Source organism: Picosynechococcus sp. NKBG15041c, from assembly GCF_055380235.1.
This window is the reverse complement of record NZ_AP040363.1, coordinates 1,281,236-1,298,261: the sequence shown is the minus strand read 5'-3', so window position 1 is coordinate 1,298,261 and position 17,026 is coordinate 1,281,236. Positions and strand designations below refer to the sequence as shown.

General features: G+C 51.0%; 12 protein-coding genes. 6 read left to right on the top strand and 6 right to left on the bottom strand.

Features of this window, described 5'->3' with window-relative positions; all coding sequences use genetic code 11:
- Window positions 1-216: 216 nt before the first annotated feature.
- Entirely contained in the window at window positions 217-2,139 is a 1,923-nt protein-coding gene (gene gyrB / locus ACZ45B_RS06330; protein ID WP_024546277.1) for a DNA topoisomerase (ATP-hydrolyzing) subunit B, read from the top strand.
- Between the two features lie 79 nt (window positions 2,140-2,218).
- Here gyrB and sat read toward each other — a convergent pair whose 3' ends face one another.
- From sat to ACZ45B_RS06315, 3 genes are all read right to left on the bottom strand, one after another.
- Window positions 2,219-3,385, bottom strand: coding sequence for a sulfate adenylyltransferase (gene sat, locus ACZ45B_RS06325; protein ID WP_024546278.1), 1,167 nt, complete (start codon window positions 3,383-3,385; stop codon window positions 2,219-2,221).
- Window positions 3,386-3,466: 81 nt separating this feature from the next.
- A complete protein-coding gene (dnaG, locus tag ACZ45B_RS06320) occupies window positions 3,467-5,395 on the bottom strand; it encodes a DNA primase (protein WP_024546279.1) in 1,929 nt (642 codons plus the stop codon).
- Window positions 5,396-5,880: 485 nt separating this feature from the next.
- Entirely contained in the window at window positions 5,881-6,825 is a 945-nt protein-coding gene (locus ACZ45B_RS06315; protein ID WP_236612483.1) for a permease, read from the bottom strand.
- Between the two features lie 200 nt (window positions 6,826-7,025).
- On the opposite strand from ACZ45B_RS06315, the gene ACZ45B_RS06310 reads away from it, so the two are divergent.
- Both ACZ45B_RS06310 and trpC read left to right on the top strand, forming a co-directional pair.
- A complete protein-coding gene (locus ACZ45B_RS06310) occupies window positions 7,026-7,142 on the top strand; it encodes a photosystem II protein Y (RefSeq protein ID WP_096417610.1) in 117 nt (38 codons plus the stop codon).
- A gap of 89 nt (window positions 7,143-7,231) precedes the next feature.
- A complete protein-coding gene (gene trpC, locus ACZ45B_RS06305; protein ID WP_024546282.1) occupies window positions 7,232-8,122 on the top strand; it encodes an indole-3-glycerol phosphate synthase TrpC in 891 nt (296 codons plus the stop codon).
- Here the strand turns inward: trpC and ACZ45B_RS06300 are convergent.
- Window positions 8,119-9,729: a B12-binding domain-containing radical SAM protein gene (locus ACZ45B_RS06300; RefSeq protein WP_024546283.1), complete on the bottom strand. Its 1,611-nt coding sequence runs from the start codon at window positions 9,727-9,729 to the stop codon at window positions 8,119-8,121. The genes trpC and ACZ45B_RS06300 overlap by 4 nt on opposite strands.
- 264 nt (window positions 9,730-9,993) lie before the next feature.
- Here ACZ45B_RS06300 and ACZ45B_RS06295 point away from each other — a divergent pair, with 264 nt between their 5' ends.
- From ACZ45B_RS06295 to fba, 3 genes are all read left to right on the top strand, one after another.
- The gene (locus ACZ45B_RS06295) at window positions 9,994-12,303 is read left to right on the top strand and encodes a ribonucleoside-diphosphate reductase subunit alpha (protein WP_024546284.1); all 2,310 of its coding nucleotides are present in this window, start codon (window positions 9,994-9,996) and stop codon (window positions 12,301-12,303) included.
- A gap of 70 nt (window positions 12,304-12,373) precedes the next feature.
- Window positions 12,374-12,841: an SsrA-binding protein SmpB gene (gene smpB, locus ACZ45B_RS06290; protein ID WP_024546285.1), complete on the top strand. Its 468-nt coding sequence runs from the start codon at window positions 12,374-12,376 to the stop codon at window positions 12,839-12,841.
- Window positions 12,842-13,178: 337 nt separating this feature from the next.
- Window positions 13,179-14,252: a class II fructose-bisphosphate aldolase gene (gene fba, locus ACZ45B_RS06285; RefSeq protein ID WP_024546286.1), complete on the top strand. Its 1,074-nt coding sequence runs from the start codon at window positions 13,179-13,181 to the stop codon at window positions 14,250-14,252.
- A 158-nt stretch (window positions 14,253-14,410) separates the two neighbouring features.
- On the opposite strand, the gene leuC is transcribed toward fba, so the two are convergent.
- Together leuC and ACZ45B_RS06275 are read right to left on the bottom strand one after the other, a co-directional pair.
- Window positions 14,411-15,814: a 3-isopropylmalate dehydratase large subunit gene (gene leuC / locus ACZ45B_RS06280; protein WP_024546287.1), complete on the bottom strand. Its 1,404-nt coding sequence runs from the start codon at window positions 15,812-15,814 to the stop codon at window positions 14,411-14,413.
- A gap of 50 nt (window positions 15,815-15,864) precedes the next feature.
- A complete protein-coding gene (locus ACZ45B_RS06275; RefSeq protein WP_096417601.1) occupies window positions 15,865-16,971 on the bottom strand; it encodes an ATP-binding response regulator in 1,107 nt (368 codons plus the stop codon).
- Between the last annotated feature and the right edge of the window lie 55 nt (window positions 16,972-17,026).

The following is a 17,026-nucleotide window of genomic DNA, read 5'->3' as shown; positions in this document are numbered from 1 at the left end:
CTTGATTCCCTCAACCAGAGATCACGCTGCCTGCAACTCTCTTGGTCTATCTCTTCTATAAAAGCCCAGCCGCTAAAAATGTGGCTCCATCCCTCCATAAATATTCTCTGAGCTTCCGTTTGTCTCGCCTGGAAGCCTTTTATGATATAATTTTTGCCTGATTTGACCTAAAAATAGACCATAGAGTTTCTACGCCCAAAAAATTGGAGTTCGTCCATGACCAGTAATTACAGTGCCCAGCAGATCCAGGTTCTCGAAGGTTTAGAACCGGTTCGCAAGCGTCCCGGAATGTACATCGGCACCACTGGTCCCCGCGGCTTACATCACCTGGTCTATGAGGTCGTAGACAACTCCGTCGACGAAGCCCTCGCCGGGTATTGTACAGACATTACCGTCGACATTAATCTCGATGGCTCCGTAACAGTCACCGACAACGGACGTGGCATTCCCGTTGACATTCATCCAAGCACCGGAAAATCTGCCCTCGAAACAGTTATGACCGTACTCCATGCTGGCGGAAAGTTTGGTTCCGGTGGCTACAAAGTATCCGGTGGCTTACATGGGGTCGGGGTTTCCGTGGTCAATGCCCTATCGGAATGGGTAGAAGTGACCGTCTGGCGTAACGAAACCACCTATATGCAACGCTATGAGCGCGGCGTTCCCAAGGGAGAACTCACCGAAACCCCGGCCCCCAGCCATCTCACCGGTACATCCGTCCACTTTTTGCCGGATGCCGAAATTTTTACCGAAACCACAGTTTTTGATTACAACACCCTTGCTGGGCGTCTGCGAGAGCTGGCCTATCTAAATGCAGGGGTAAAAATTGTTTTCACTGACCACCGCACAGAAACGCCGGCCAGCAATACCTATCTCTATGAAGGCGGCATCAAAGAATATGTCGCCTTCATGAACCGTGATAAAACCCCACTTCATGAAGAAATTATTTATGTGACGGGGGAGAAAAATGGCGTACAACTTGAGGTGGCTTTGCAATGGTGTATTGATGCCTACAGCGATAATTTGCTCGGCTTTGCCAACAACATTCGCACCATCGATGGGGGAACTCACTTAGAAGGTTTAAAAGCAGTACTCACCCGGACCATGAACACCGTCGCCCGGAAGCGCAACAAGCTCAAGGATGCGGACTCTAATTTAGCCGGGGAAAATATTCGAGAAGGCTTGACAGCAGTCATTTCGGTGAAAGTGCCGGATCCCGAGTTTGAAGGGCAGACGAAAACCAAGCTCGGTAACTCAGAAGTGCGCGGGATTGTGGATTCCTTTGTGGGTGAGGTGTTGACGGAATATTTTGAATTTAACCTCAATGTGGTCGATATGATCCTGGAAAAGGCGATCCAATCTTTTCGGGCGGCAGAGGCGGCGCGTCGGGCCAGGGATCTGGTGCGGCGGAAGTCTGTCCTTGAGTCTTCGTTGTTACCCGGTAAGTTGGCTGATTGCAGTGAACGGGATCCGTCCAAGTCTGAGATTTACCTCGTGGAGGGGGATTCTGCGGGAGGTAGCGCGAAACAGGGGCGCGATCGCCAATTCCAAGCGATTCTGCCGTTGCGGGGAAAGATCCTCAACATCGAAAAAACCGACGATTCTAAGATTTATAAAAATAATGAAATTCAATCTTTGATTACGGCGCTGGGGATGGGGATTAAGGGGGAAGAATTTAACCCTGAAAAACTCCGCTATCATCGTGTGGTGATCATGACCGATGCGGACGTGGATGGCGCCCACATTCGGACGCTACTGCTGACTTTCTTCTACCGTTATCAGCGGGATCTAGTCGATCAAGGTTACATTTACATCGCTTGTCCGCCCCTGTATAAATTGGAGCGTGGTAAAAATCACGTCTATTGCTACAGCGATCGCGAACTGCAAGAACAAATTCGTCAGCTCCCCGATAATGCCAAATACAATATCCAACGTTTCAAAGGTCTGGGGGAGATGATGCCCCAACAGCTCTGGGATACGACGATGAATCCAGAAAGTCGGACCCTCAAACGGGTCGAGATCGAAGATGCTGCCGAAGCAGACCGTATCTTTACCGTCCTTATGGGCGATCGCGTTGCGCCTCGACGAGAATTTATCGAGATGAACGCACCAAAACTAAACATGCTTGATCTCGATATCTAAAACCAAAAATTCCACAAAAAAAGCCTTCCTATCACTGTGATAGGAAGGCTTTTGCTTTTTAAGCAATAACTACAATGACTTAGTCATGCATCGCCTTTGCGAGTTCAGCAGCAACGAGGGGACGGGAGAACTGTGGCGGCGGTAGTTCACCGCGACGGAGCATTTCCCGAACCTTAGTCCCCGATAGGTGAATCCGGTCTTCGGGGCCACTGGGACTAGTTTTTGAGGTGGCCATCTGTTCTGTTTTCTTACAGAAGAAAGCATGCTCAAATTTCATCGGCGTAATGCCAAGGGCTTGGGGATCAAACTCATCAAAGATCTTTTGGGCATCATAGGTGCCGTAATAGTCGCCGACCCCCGCATGGTCACGGCCAACGATGAAGTGGGTGCAACCGTAATTTTTCCGGATCAGGGCATGGAAAATCGCTTCTCGGGGACCGGCATAACGCATCGCCGAGGGGTTAATCGCCAAAATCACCCGCTCTTGGGGGAAATAGTTCTCCAGCATAATTTCGTAGCAACGCATCCGCACATCGGCAGGAATATCGTCACTCTTGGTGGCCCCAACGAGGGGATGGAGGAAAAGACCATCAACCGTTTCTAGGGCACACTTGATGATGTATTCGTGGGCGCGGTGGATTGGGTTCCGGGTTTGGAAACCGACGACAGTGGTCCAGCCGCGTTCTTGGAACGCAGCCCGGGACGCAGCCGGATCAATTTGATATTTCGGAAAAAGGGGGTGGTCATCCCGTTCCAATAGCCAGACGGGGCCAGCGAGATTCACGGCGCCCTGTTCGTAGACGACCTTTACACCGGGGTGTTTTTCTTCATCGGTACGGTAGACATTGATCGCTTCGTGGGCTTTGTTGTAGTGATATTTTTCGGTGAGCTCAAGGACGCCGATAAAGCGACCATTGGCGTCATCGAGGCGGACCCAGTTGCCTTCTTTGAGAGGTTCAGCAATTTCTTCAGAAACGGATAAGGTTACGGGTACAGCCCAGGGGAGGCCATTACTGAGGTGCATTTCTTCGACCACAAGCTCGTAGTCTTTTTGCTCCATGAAGCCCTTTAGGGGGCTAAAGCCACCGATCGCAATCATTTCGAGGTCGGACTGGGCGCGGGCATCGAGGGTGATGCGGGGCAGGCGATCGCCTTGGGCGAGGAATTCTTGTTTCTCGGCGTCGGAGGCAATGCGGTTAATCAATTGGCCGCCGTGGGGCGCAATGAGACCGGATGAAATACTCATAAAATTTGGGATATAAGGGCATGTCTATCTGCAAGTTTTCATGGTATCAGCTTCTGTTCGCTCCATTGTGTCGAGGACAGTTCAGGTTTCGGCGTGGTGGATCTCTAGGTTAGAAAAACGCCGTTCTTGGGCGATCGCCTTCAGTTTACGGTCGGCCTGTTCAAATTCCCGCACATAGTAGACGAAATCAGGATGATTCGGGTCGAGGCTCTGCCATTTTTCTTTGCAGTAGCGGCGGTGTTGGGTCCAGTTCACATATTCGAGGGTGGCGATCGCCCCGCGAATATTTAAGGTGGCCCGGCGCACATCGATTTCTGTGGTTTCCGTGAGATACAAAAGCGCTCCCAACAGATGCATCCGTTCGGGGTGATGGGTTAAGATATCGAGCATTTTCCCCAGGAGCTGATTATGGGCGCGGTTTTGCTTAATTTCTGGGGGCGTTTCGAGGATTTGTTGCCAGAGCCAACGGTGGTGGGAGAGGCTAAACATCAATTCTTTTTCTGCCAGCAGCGCTTCGATAGAGTGGCGCTGGGCCGGGCTATGGAGGTAAATGCGCAGGAGTAATTCTTCCGCCTGGGCCAGGGAGATGGTCTGGGAAGAAATGGCGATCGCCTCCGGTTCTGGGGTGGCAGCCGGATTGCGGGATTGGGCTTTACGGAAGCGATTCACCTGGGCGAGGATCGTCACTTCCAGTTGTTTTTTGTAGTGGGAATCCTCGTGGTTAATCAGTTCACTGGCCCTGGCGATGTAGTGGCTGCGGAAACTGGGGTTGTCGATTTTTGCTACCAGACGAATTACCTCTTTCATCACCCCTTGCAACTGATCCGCCTGGCTCGGATCGCGGCCAAGGAAAATTTGCGCCAACTGCCAATCAATCCAGAGGGGAGCTGTTTCTAGGGCCGTTTGGTAACCCTCTAAACCCTGTTCCGTGCGGAGAAATTCATCGGCATCTTTCCCCCCAGGCAGATTGAGGATCCTGACCTGGGCCTGGCCACTGTAGATGAGGGGCTCGATTTCTGTGAGGGTGCGCTGGGTGGCTTTGATCCCGGCCTTGTCCGCATCGAAGTTAAAAATAATTTGCTTAGAATCGGTGTAGCGCAGCAGTTGCTTAATCTGCTCCTGGGTGAAGGCCGTCCCCAGGGAAGCTACCGCATGCTGAAATCCGGCGGCATGGAGGGCGATCGCATCAAAATATCCCTCCACCACCAGGGCCGCATCCCGCTTGGCGATCGCCTGCTTAGCTTTATCGAGGGCAAACAGAGTGCGACCCTTGTCAAACAAAGGAGTCTCCGGGGAGTTGAGGTATTTCGGTTCTTCGTTGGTGAGGGTGCGGCTGCCAAAGGCGATCGCCCGGCCCTGGGCATCATGGATCGGGATCATCAGGCGATCGCGGAACTGGTCATAATGGCCATTGCCCGACTGGCGCGGTTTAATCAACCCCGCTTTTTCCACCAACTCGATGGGATAGCGTTTTTGTTCAACTAGATAGCGATAGAGACTATCCCAGCCCCCCGGTGCGTAACCCAGACCAAAAATCTGGATGGTTTCCTCCGTTAATTGCCGTTGCTCGCGCACATAGTCTAAAGCGATTTTCCCTTCCGGTTGTCGCAGGGAATATTGATAAAAATCCTTGGCGATCGCCACAATCTCGTAGAGCTGCTCCTTGAGGGACAATTCCCGTTGGATCTCCTCATGGCGTTCCGGTTCGAGGGTTTTGACCGGGATCTGGTACCGCTGAGCTAAATCCATGACCACTTGGGCAAAAGGCGCTTTGTTGACCTCCATCAAAAACTTGATCGCATTGCCCCCCGCCCCACAACCAAAGCAGTGGTAAAACTGCTTCGTCGGACTCACCGTAAAACTCGGCGTTTTCTCATCGTGGAATGGACAAAGACCCAGTAGATCCTTGCCCCGCTTCTTGAGCACCACATAGTCAGACACCACCTCGGCAATATCAACCTTGGCGCGGATTTCTTCAATGGTGTCAGGATGAATAGAAGGAAGAGCCATGGATGCCGGAGAAAAAGTAATCAGAATGCATCCTTAAAAGATAGAGGAAAAATCCTAAATTTTCCGCCATTGGGCCTCAACAAAAAAAGCCCACAACCTGTGAGCTTCAAAAATGTGCAGTTGATAAACGAATGTGTAACAGAGAGTTCATGACAAAAACAAGAATCCGGTTCGAATACTCAAGCTGGCTTTCCGATATATTTCAGAAAATTTTGGAGCGACCAAAGAACTGAACCTTAAGACAACTCCCTGTTTAGCACTCTGGAAAATAGCGAATGTTCGTAGGGATACTTGTTTTTGAAGATAGAGAGACAGACGTGTTTTGGAACAGCAGTTTTACCTCTTTTTCTAGCGTTTATAAGGGCTGTTAAATCTGTCGAGAGAAGAAGCTTTTTACTTCTTTTCCTAAAGATACCATCGGATTTAGCTGATCCCAGGGAATGTGATGTTTCTTTGGGGGGAGAAAAGCGTTTACTTACAGAACGTTAAAAAACATAAAAATTTAGCCATAGGTCAAGGGCAAGGACACTCAGGCCCAAGAGTAGCACCAGGTAACTGTAGGCCCGCCATCGAACAACATTGATCAGAAAAATGAGGCTAATTCCATTTAGAAACGTGCCCGTTAACAATAGACCGAGGGCCACACCAGAGCTGTAATTCCCCAAGGATAAGTCGGCGATCGCCGCTGTTGTCGCTGGTTGAATCGCATAGAGAAATCCTGCTCCCAACAGGCCAAGAATACCTTTGTCAAGGAGGGCTTCTAGGGGAAAAAGGAGTTGTCCACCCGCCATCACCCCACAGGCGATCAGGAGCCAGGCAGACCATTCTAAGAGTTCTTGAACGAAATTTTGGGCTGCTGCCAGGGAGCGGAAGCGGCGTATGGTCGGTAAAATGGTCAGCTTACTTATGGTGCTAGGGGCTTCTGGCTGGGTTGACGGGAGGCGATAGGAACTGGGTCTGGCGATCGCCGGGTAGATAAATGTTGCTGCCTCTCCTAGGGGGAAGCTGCGCCGTTGGCGCTCAAAGGTAAAAATGCCGCTAATAAAAACAACAATGGTGAGGCTCAAGCTGCCATAGAAAAATACCAGGCCACCGCGCCCTAACAACTGCTGCCATAATGCCCAGAGGACGAATGGATTTAGGGAAACTGTGGTTAACCAAAAGGCGATCGCCCCGGCCGTAGAGCCCGTTTGCCAAAACAGACGTCGCACCAGGGGCGGTGCTCCCCCCGTGCCGAGGGGCAGCAGCAAACCTAAAGTTAGTCCGCTGAGGAGTTGCCCCCAGGGATTTTGGGGAAGCATTTTTTCCCACCAGGGGCGTGGTGTCAGCATCAGGGCAGCCGTCGATAGACAAACTCCAAGCAAAACCATTGGCCAAAGCACGAGCCATTGGGCGATTGCTAGGGTTAACCACTGCTGTAAAACAACCATTGCCACATCCATTTCAGAAAAATTGCTCCATCTACCCTACCTGATCTCTCTGCTAGTGCTGGATTTCTTCAGGCGATCGCCCAAAATAATCCCTTGCCCAGGCGCCGTGCCAACCCTTGGAAAAGGCCGCCGGATGGGGTATTAGTATAGAATCAAAAAACTTTGTTTATCATCATTTTTTAACCGAGAGGAATAGAACCATGGATTGGCGTGTTGTCGTTGTGTTAGCTCCTGTGATCATTGCTGGCTCTTGGGCAGTCTTTAATATTGCGGCGGCGGCTCTAAACCAGCTCCGTAATATGCAAACCAAAAAATAAACTCTAATCGCTCTGCCCTTTCGCGTAAATTTCCCTTACTTTGACAAGAGCAGCCCCCCGGGGTTGCTTTTTTATCCCCACCCAATCCTATGACTGTCCAAATTCGTCGCCTCCATCCCAGCCGCCCCGTTAATGTGAGCATCTTGCAGTACCAGGTGGCGGTTCCCGATGCTAAGCCCCAACATATCCTCGAGGAGATTGTTTGGCACAAAGAAAAAGAAGTGGAACAGATGCGCGAAAAGGTTTCCCTCCTGGAGCTACGCCAACGGGTGATGAAGGTTCCCCCGGCAAAAGATTTTCTCAGTGCCCTCGTTCAAGGAAAAACCCAGCCAGCCCTGATTGCCGAAGTCAAGAAAGCATCTCCCAGTAAAGGGGTAATTCGAGAAGATTTTGACCCGGTGGCGATCGCCCAAAGTTATGCCGCTGGGGGGGCAAGTTGTTTATCCGTCCTCACCGACAGTAAATTTTTTCAGGGGAGCTTCGAGAATCTGAGCCTAGTGCGGGAGGCGGTGGATCTCCCCTTACTGTGTAAAGAATTTATTATTTATCCTTACCAAATCTTTAAAGCCCGCAGCCATGGGGCTGATGCGGTGCTGCTGATTGCGGCGATCCTCAGCGATCAAGACCTGGCCTATTTCGTGAAAATTATCCGTAGTCTGGGGATGACGGCCCTAGTGGAAGTGCATACCCTTGCCGAACTGGATCGCGTTCTGGCCATTGAAGGGATCAATCTGGTGGGGATCAACAACCGCAACTTAGAAGATTTTTCCGTCGATTTAGAAACGACCACCATGTTGATGGAAAGCCGCCGCACTGAACTCCAAGCCAAGGGCGTCCGGGTGGTGAGTGAATCGGGTTTACACACGCCCCTGGATTTGCAGTTTGTCAAAGAAGCTGGGGCGAAGGCCGTCCTTATCGGTGAATCCCTTGTAAAACAACCAGATCCCGGTCAGGCGATCGCCCAACTCTTCCAGGCTTAAATCTGGAGGGGAACCCCGGCCGTTGTTAGATGTTTTTCAATAGTCGCCTTGGGAATTGCCGTATTTAAATGCTGCCAAGGCAAAACCTGGGTTGTGGCCCAATCCTGGTGCACATAGAAATCGAGGGGGGGAATTTTTCCTTTTAATTCCTTGAAGGCACGCTTGTAGCTGCCGAGGGTATCGCCATAGTCTCTGGTTAATTCTAAGAGCTTGGACAAACGGCGATCGCCCCGGGAGAGCAACCCCTGAATCACAGACCAGTTATAGCTTTCTGGCCGAAATTCTATTCCCTGGGAGGCCAGTTTTTTCTGGAGCAATTGTAGCCGCTTTTTCGCCGCTGGATTGATCCCAAACCATTGAAAAGGCGTGTGGGCCTTCGGGACAAAGGTGCTACAACCGAGGGTTAGTCGCAAACCTGGTGCTGCTTTTTTCACCGCCAACATCATGGCGATCGTTTCCTCCACGTCCGCCGCTTCTTCTCCAGGGATACCCACCATCCCGTAGAACTTGATTCCTTTGAGGCCGCCTGCCTTAGCGTTTACCGCTGCTGTGATGATTTCCTCGTTGGTAAGTTTTTTATTCACAATCTCCCGCAACCGTTCGGAGCCACTTTCCACCGCGATGGTGATCGAACGGGTATCTCTATCTGCCAGGGTTTTTGCAAGTTTTTCTGTGACAGTATTGGTGCGTACCGAAGCAATACTGAGGCGCACATCGGCATATTTCGGCTGGGACAAATAATCTAACAGTTGCTCAAATTCTGGGTGTTGGGTCACCGATGCCCCCAGTAAACCGAGGCGATCGGTCACCTGTAAACCCCGCTCAATGGCTGGGATTAGAGACTGTTCCAAATTAGCGCTGCGAAAGGGCAGAGTGACGTAGCTAGCGAGACAGAAGCGGCACATCTCCGGGCAACTGCGTACCACCTCCACCATATAGATATTTTCCCAGGCGGCCTGCTCGGTCACCACCGTCGAAGCGGAGAGGGTATTGCCCCGGTAGGTCTGTTTCTCAATGCTTGGAGGAATGTCAGGATATCTGGGTCGAATTGCGTCGATTTCTCCTGTTGCTTCTCGGTAGGTGACCTCATACAGACTGGGCACATAAATTCCTGGAGTTTGGGCCAGGTGGCGTAATTTGCTTTGGCGATCGCCTGAACGCACCGTTTGATATTGGTCGATAAATTCATCCAGGAGATTTTCCCCGTCTCCCAAAAGAATCAGATCAAAAAAGTCAGCAAACGGTTCGGGGTTAGCGCTCAACACTGAGCCACCCCCAAAAATAAGGGGATGGTGGTCGCTACGCTCAGCGGCTCGCAAGGGAATATTGAGTTGTTCTAGGAGGCTAAAAAGGTTTGTATAGTCCAGCTCCCAAGAAAAAGAAAAGCCGACAATTTCCGGCTGGGAAGGCAGTTTTTCGCTGAGATCTGTAAATAAACGACGCACATCCACATCGGCCCGTTGGCTAAACTTCGCCCAGACCAATTGATACCCCAGGCTAGTGATCCCCACGGTGTAGGTATTAGGGAAAGCAAAAACCAGGGGGATCGCTTGGGCCGTCGGTGTTACCGGATCGAAAAGGAGGCGTTCTTGGTCAAACAAAGTAATTAAGGCAGCAAAAACAGGAGTGTATCCTTGCTATTGTAAGCGAGTCCGTTAGGGAGTTTTTTGGTGCGGGCTCCAAGGGCGATCGCCTCCGATTTTCTCTAGCGTAAATACCCAAAAATTACCAGAAATTGCTGTAAAAAAAATATTTGTCCCCCAGGCTTATCTAGTGTTAGGATATGCAGGCTTCCTGTTTTTCACCATAAATGTGGTGTTACCCTGAGACAGGATTTTCTAATCATTTTGCCCATCTAGCCCGCCTGCCCTATGGATCTCCGTCAAGATACTGCACCCGCCCGAAGCACCACCAGCGCTACAAATTCCTACTCTGCTTCCAGTGCGGTAACCCCGACGAAACCCCAGACCTATGTGCTGAAACGGAGCGGCAAACGGGCGCCCCTCGATGTCACCAAAATTCGTAATGTGGTGCAGTGGGCTTGCCAAGATTTAGATGCTAATACCATCGAGCTGGAAGCGGGCCTGAAAACGCGCCTCAAGGACGGCGTGACGACCCGCGAGATCCAAGATAATTTGATCCAGTGCGCCCTGGAGATGTGTAGCCCCGAGGAACCTGATTGGCGCTATGTGGCGGGTCGTTTGCACATTTGGAGTCTCTGGAAAGATACCCTCGTGGCGCGCGGTTATCAGTATGGGCAATATCCCCAGTTGGTTGCCGAAAAGGTGGCGGCTAATGCCTATGACGAACGGCTGTTGCAGTATAGCCCCGCTGAACTCGAGATCGCCAACGGCTGGATCAATCCCGATTGGGATATGGACTATGACTATGCGGGGGCAGTGCTCCTCACAAAACGCTATCTCCTCGACCACGAATTGCCCCAGGAAGCATTTCTCACCTGTGCCCTCCTCCTTGCCCTGCCGGAAAAACCAGAAAATCGGCTGAAGTGGGCCAAGCAATTTTATGAGGCGATCGCCCAACGGAAAATTTCCCTCGCGACGCCAATCCTGGCGAATCTGCGGGTCCCCAATGGTTCTCTCTCTTCCTGCTTTATCATCGGCATGGAAGATAACCTTGAAAGCATTTTTCGGGAAATCACAAACGCCGCCCGCATCTCAAAAAATGGTGGTGGGGTCGGCTGTAATGTCAGCCGGATCCGTGCTACTGGCAGCCGTGTGATGGGGAAAAACAATGCCTCTGGGGGCGTAATCCCCTGGATTAAACTGCTCAATGATACGGCGATCGCCGTAAACCAAGGGGGCCGCCGCGCCGGGGCGATCACTGTTTCCCTGGATGTGTGGCATTTGGATGTGCCAGAGTTTCTGGAGATGCAGACCGAAAACGGTGACCAGCGACGCAAAGCCTACGATGTTTTCCCGCAGTTGGTGGTCACCGATGAGTTTATGCGCCGGGTGCAAACCCAGCAAAGCTGGACATTGGTTGATCCCTACGAAGTGAAGGAAAATCTCGGCATTGACCTTGCTTCCCTCTGGGGGGAAAAGTTCGACAGCGCCTACCAGCAAATCGAAGCGAGCCTCGATCAGGAGATTAAACTCTACAAAAAAGTAGACGCCCGGCATCTGTTTAAAGAAATTATGCGATCGCAGATCGAAACCGGGATGCCTTATATCGCCTTTAAGGACACCATCAACCGCGCCAACCCCAACCAGCACGAAGGCTATATCCCTGGAGTTAATCTGTGCGTAGAGTCGTTCTCCAATGTCGTCCCTGGACAACTGGCCCACACCTGTAACCTCGACTCCCTGAACTTGGCTAATATTGAACCGGGTGAACTGCCGAAAGCCTGTGAAGTGGCGGTGCGCATCCTCGATAACACCATCGAGATTACCAATACACCCTTCGAAGACAGCAGTATCCACAACCAGCGCTACCGTACCATTGGCGTCGGCGCCATGGGTCTGGCCGATTGGCTTGCGAAAAATAGACTTTCCTACAAAGATATCGAGGCGATCGATCGCCTGTTTGAAGATATCGGTTACTATTGCACCCGCACCTCTGTAGATTTGGCGAAGGAACGGGGCGCTTATCCTGGATTCCTGGGTAGTGAATGGAGCAAAGGCCATCTGATTGGCGCCAAGCCGGTCGCCTGGTATCGCGAAAATGCCAATGAGGTAGACCGCTGGGAAACCCTCAGTGAAGACGTCCAAAAATACGGGATTCGCAATAGCCACATTACAGCGATCGCCCCCAATACGTCTTCTTCTCTGGTGCAGGGTTGTAGCGCTAGTATTCTGCCCACCTACAGCAAATTTTTCTATGACAAATGGGCCAAGGGCACTGTACCGATCGCGCCGCCCTTTATCGGCAAAGCCTTCTGGTTCTACCAAGAAAACAAGAGCATGGATCAGCGCACCGTTGTGAAGGCCGTCGCCACCATGCAGAAATGGATTGACACGGGCATTTCCATGGAACTGATCTTCAACCTCAACCAAGGGGTTTATTTCCCTGAAGAGCCGGAGCGGGCCATGAAAGCAAAGGATATTTTCGATATTCTGATGCTGGCTTGGGCGGAAGGCTGTAAAGCCATTTACTACATCCGCACGGTACAGAAGGATGACTTTAAAGAAAGTTCTGAGGGCTGCGTTGCCTGTGCAAACTAGCCAGAGGCTCTGGGGAATTTGCTAGGATGAGAGATTACATATCTTTTGTTCCCCAGTAACCGAAAACCCAATGGCAGATAGCAAAAAACCGATTAAACTCGTCAGCGATAATCGTCAGGCGCGCTTCCAGTATGAGATCCTCGAAACCTTAGAGGCCGGGGTTCAACTCAAGGGGACAGAAGTGAAGTCGGTGCGAGCGGGGAAGGTGAACTTGCGGGATGGCTATGTGCTCATTCGTAATAATGAGGCCTGGCTGTTGAATGTGCATATCTCCCCCTACAATGCCAGCGGCGATTATTTTAACCATGAACCGAAACGCGATCGCAAGCTCCTGCTACACCGCAAAGAAATTCGGCGGCTCATTGGTCAACTGGAGCAGAAGGGGTTAACTTTGATCCCTTTGAAGATGTATCTCAAGGGGAGCCTGGTAAAACTGAGTCTTGGCTTGGGACGCGGTAAGAAGCTCCACGATAAACGGGAAACCCTCAAGCGGCGGCAGGATGACAGGGAAATGGCCCGCGCTCTCAAGCACCGCTAATACAGTAGTTGTGCCCATAGTTTAAGGACTTTAATTTTTTGTTGGACTGCTTCTAGGAAAAATCACTCCTTTTTGCTGGACGGGCTCCGACGGCGATCGCCCGCTCGCTTTTCTGACTCTTTTTTGGAAATATCAATACAATTGTTTTAACTTTGGCCCACCGATAAGAAATCTCGAAGAATCCAAGCAAAGCCTTTAGGTATCCGTCAGGCGATCGCCTAAACAGCAGTCAACCATTCGTCAAAAGGGTGAATGTATCTTAAGATTGACAGATAAGAGAATTAATTTTCTTGACAAAACAACGAATAAAATAAGCAAGTAAGATAGGAGGACATCTATGGCTCTCGTCCCAATGCGTTTGCTCTTAGATCACGCAGCAGAAAATGGTTACGGCATTCCGGCGTTTAACGTCAATAACATGGAACAGATTCTGTCCATCATGCAGGCTGCTGATGAGACCGATAGCCCCGTAATTCTCCAAGCGTCCCGTGGTGCCCGTAGTTATGCCGGGGAAAACTTCCTCCGTCACCTCGTGCTTGCCGCTGTGGAAACTTACCCCCACATCCCCGTTGCAATGCACCAAGACCACGGTAACAGCCCCGCAACCTGTTACTCTGCGATCCGCAACGGTTTTACCTCCGTGATGATGGACGGTTCCCTCGAAGCTGACGCCAAAACCCCCGCTAGCTTTGAATACAACGTTGCTGTCACCGCAGAAGTTGTCAAAGTAGCCCACTCCGTCGGTGCTTCCGTCGAAGGTGAACTCGGCTGTCTCGGTTCCCTCGAAACTGGCATGGGTGAAGCTGAAGATGGTCACGGTTTCGAAGGAAAGCTAGACCACTCCCAACTGCTCACCGATCCCGATGAAGCCGTTGAATTCGTTGAGCGCACCCAAGTGGATGCCCTCGCCGTTGCCATTGGGACCAGCCATGGTGCTTACAAATTTACTCGTAAGCCTACCGGTGAAATCCTCGCCATCAGCCGCATCGCTGAAATCCACGCGAAACTCCCCAACACTCACCTCGTGATGCACGGTTCTTCTTCCGTTCCCCAGGAATGGCTAGACATGATCAACGCTCACGGTGGTGCAATTCCCGAAACCTATGGTGTACCCGTTGAAGAAATTCAAAAGGGCATCAAGAGCGGTGTGCGCAAAGTGAACATCGACACCGACAACCGTCTCGCGATTACTGCGGCGATTCGGGAAGCAGCGATGAAGGATCCCAAGAACTTTGACCCCCGTCACTTCCTCAAGCCCTCCATCAAGTACATGCAACAGGTCTGCCGCGATCGCTACCAAGAATTCTGGTGTGCGGGTAACGCAAGCAAGATCAAGCAAGTTGCTTTGGATGATTTTGCGAAGAAGTACGCCACTGGTGAACTTGCTGCCAAGACTGCAGTTAAAGCCTAGGTTGAATTTTTCTTGTAGGTAATGTAAGGCGATCGCCTTGCATTGAATTTTTTGAGTCTTGTTTCTTGAAGAAATAGGGCTCAATTTTTTTATGTAGCGTTTCTTCCCTAGTCTCTCCACTGGAGGGACTAGGGAAGATTAACTTTCAGGAAAATTATTTAGCTCAGTTCCCGGACATCGGTGACTTGGCCTGTGACTGCTGCCGCCACCACCATCGCTGGACTCATTAAAAGGGTACGCCCAGTGCTGGAACCTTGTCGCCCTTTAAAGTTACGGTTTGAGGAAGAGGCGCTGATTTGATCCCCTTCAAGTTTATCGGGGTTCATCGCCAAGCACATCGAGCAGCCCGGTTCACGCCATTCAAAGCCTGCTGCTGTGAAAATTTTATCTAGCCCTTCAGCTTCAGCCTGTTTTTTGACCTGTTCGGAACCCGGTACCACAAACGCTTTTACCCCAGGGGCAACCTTGTGGCCCTTGGCATACTTCGCCGCTTCCTGGAGATCGCTCAGGCGTCCATTGGTGCAACTGCCGATAAAACACACATCAATTTTTGTCCCTTTGATTGGTTGTCCAGGCTGGAGCTGCATATATTGATAGGCTTCGGCTGCCAATACTTGCTCATCAGCAGGCATCATCTCTGGGGTCGGTACGGGCTCATCTACCCCAATGCCTTGGCCAGGGGTAATCCCCCAGGTGACTGTTGGGGCAATATCTGCCGCATTGAAGGTGACCACATCGTCATATTCGGCATCGGGTTCACTGCGGAGGCTTTCCCACCAGGCGATCGCCTTTTCCCAAGCTTCTCCTTTAGGGGCAAAGGGCCGGTCTTTTAAATAGTCATAGGTCACCTGATCGGGGTTAACATAACCGCAGCGAGCGCCCCCCTCGATCGCCATATTACAGACAGTCATCCGTTCTTCCATGGACATTTTTTCGAAGGTGCTGCCGGCATACTCATAGGCATAGCCGACGCCCCCTTTAACGCCTAGTTTACGGATGATATGTAAAATGACGTCTTTAGCATAGACGCCGGGTTGAAGATCGCCGTTGACTTCGATTTTGCGGACTTTCAATTTCGCCAGAGCCAAGGTTTGAGAGGCGAGTACATCCCGCACTTGGGAGGTGCCAATGCCGAAGGCGATCGCCCCAAAAGCGCCGTGGGTAGACGTATGGGAATCACCACAGGCAACGGTCATCCCCGGCTGAGTTAAACCCTGTTCTGGGGCAATGACATGGACGATGCCCTGATTGCCGGAGCCGACATTATAAAAACGAATTTTGTTGGCAGCGGTATTTTTTTCTAATTCCTGCATCATCGCCTCGGCGAGGGGATCTGCGAAGGGCCGCGCCTGGTTTTCGGTGGGCACGATATGATCGACTGTGGCCACTGTCCGCTCTGGGTACATCACCTGCAGTCCCCGGTCACGGAGCATGGCAAAGGCCTGGGGGCTGGTAACTTCGTGAATCAGGTGCAGCCCGATAAAAAGTTGGGTTTGGCCCGAGGGTAAAACTTTAACAGTGTGTAAGTCCCAAACCTTATCAAAAAGAGTGCCTTTGCTCATGGATTGAAATTATAAAATCACGCCAATAGTATTTCTGTGCAGAGTTCCAATCATACAACTTTTTTTTCCGTACTTTGGGAGAGAGGCAAGGCGATCGCAAAGGTACTGCCCTGCTGGGGGTGAGATTCTAGGGTGATTTGCCCTTGGTGAGCTTCGACGATCAGTTTTGATAAATGCAGGCCCAGGCCGCTGCCGCCGTTGTAATGTTTGCCCGGGCGGAACCGCTCAAAGACTTCCCCTTGGTCTTCGGGACTAATGCCAATGCCCGTATCGCTCACTTGAATTTGTACCTGCTGCGTTTCTAATTGCGTCAAGGTAATGATTATTTCCCCCTGTTCGGTGAATTTGATCGCGTTACTGACTAAATTCACCAACACCCGGTGAATCGCTAGGCGATCGCCCTCGATCCAAACCGACTCTGGGGGTAGCTTTCCCCAGAGTTGCAGTTGTTTTTCCTCGGCAAGGGGCCGCAGCTCCGCCAACACATTGCCGATGATCGTTGTGAGATCAATGCGGCTGAAATAAAACGTTTTCCGTTCCGACTCGTAGCGATAAACCTCCAAAATATTGTTCACCATCTCCAACAAGTTCGCATTACTGCGGGACATGGTACGCAACACTTCCACCATCGGCGCTGACAGCTCTCCCAGGGCCCCCTGCAACATCAAGTTCAGCATCCGGTCGGCAGCAATCAATGGAGTACGCATGTCATGGGTCAACCGGGAGGCAAAATCTTCCCGCTGGCGGACAATCATATTTTTTTCATCTACCGTATGCTTGAATCGCAACAGCGATCGCACTCGGGCAATCAGCTCATCAATCTCTACGGGCTTACGGATAAAATCATCGGCGCCAATATCTAACCCAAGGGCGACACTGGGCTGGGCATGGGCTGTAATTAACAAAATCGGGATGTAAGGAAGATTAGGATCTTTGCGGATGCGTCTGGTCATTTCAAAGCCGTCAATTTGCGGCATCATTACATCCAACAACACTAAATGAAAGGGTTGCCGAGCCATCAAATCCAGGGCTTCATTCCCATTGCTGACGGTCACAAGGTCGAGATCTTCATCCTCTAAAATACTCTGAATTAACAGGAGATTATCGGGAGAATCATCAACCACAAGAACGCGATCACGGTTATCAAATGACAGCATTGTTGATCATGGGGCTGCTATTTTTTGAGGCTACTTTCAGAAAAAACTCTTATTA

What these genes read in the sequence shown, in the direction of transcription:
- ACZ45B_RS06315 (WP_236612483.1), bottom strand. Translation starts at nt 6,825, where the DNA reads ATGGTTGTTTTACAGCAGTGGTTAACCCTAGCAATCGCCCAATGGCTC.
- smpB (WP_024546285.1), top strand. Translation starts at nt 12,374, where the DNA reads ATGGCAGATAGCAAAAAACCGATTAAACTCGTCAGCGATAATCGTCAG.
- trpC (WP_024546282.1), top strand. Translation starts at nt 7,232, where the DNA reads ATGACTGTCCAAATTCGTCGCCTCCATCCCAGCCGCCCCGTTAATGTG.
- ACZ45B_RS06310 (WP_096417610.1), top strand. Translation starts at nt 7,026, where the DNA reads ATGGATTGGCGTGTTGTCGTTGTGTTAGCTCCTGTGATCATTGCTGGC.
- fba (WP_024546286.1), top strand. Translation starts at nt 13,179, where the DNA reads ATGGCTCTCGTCCCAATGCGTTTGCTCTTAGATCACGCAGCAGAAAAT.
- ACZ45B_RS06275 (WP_096417601.1), bottom strand. Translation starts at nt 16,971, where the DNA reads ATGCTGTCATTTGATAACCGTGATCGCGTTCTTGTGGTTGATGATTCT.
- leuC (WP_024546287.1), bottom strand. Translation starts at nt 15,814, where the DNA reads ATGAGCAAAGGCACTCTTTTTGATAAGGTTTGGGACTTACACACTGTT.
- gyrB (WP_024546277.1), top strand. Translation starts at nt 217, where the DNA reads ATGACCAGTAATTACAGTGCCCAGCAGATCCAGGTTCTCGAAGGTTTA.
- dnaG (WP_024546279.1), bottom strand. Translation starts at nt 5,395, where the DNA reads ATGGCTCTTCCTTCTATTCATCCTGACACCATTGAAGAAATCCGCGCC.
- ACZ45B_RS06295 (WP_024546284.1), top strand. Translation starts at nt 9,994, where the DNA reads ATGGATCTCCGTCAAGATACTGCACCCGCCCGAAGCACCACCAGCGCT.
- sat (WP_024546278.1), bottom strand. Translation starts at nt 3,385, where the DNA reads ATGAGTATTTCATCCGGTCTCATTGCGCCCCACGGCGGCCAATTGATT.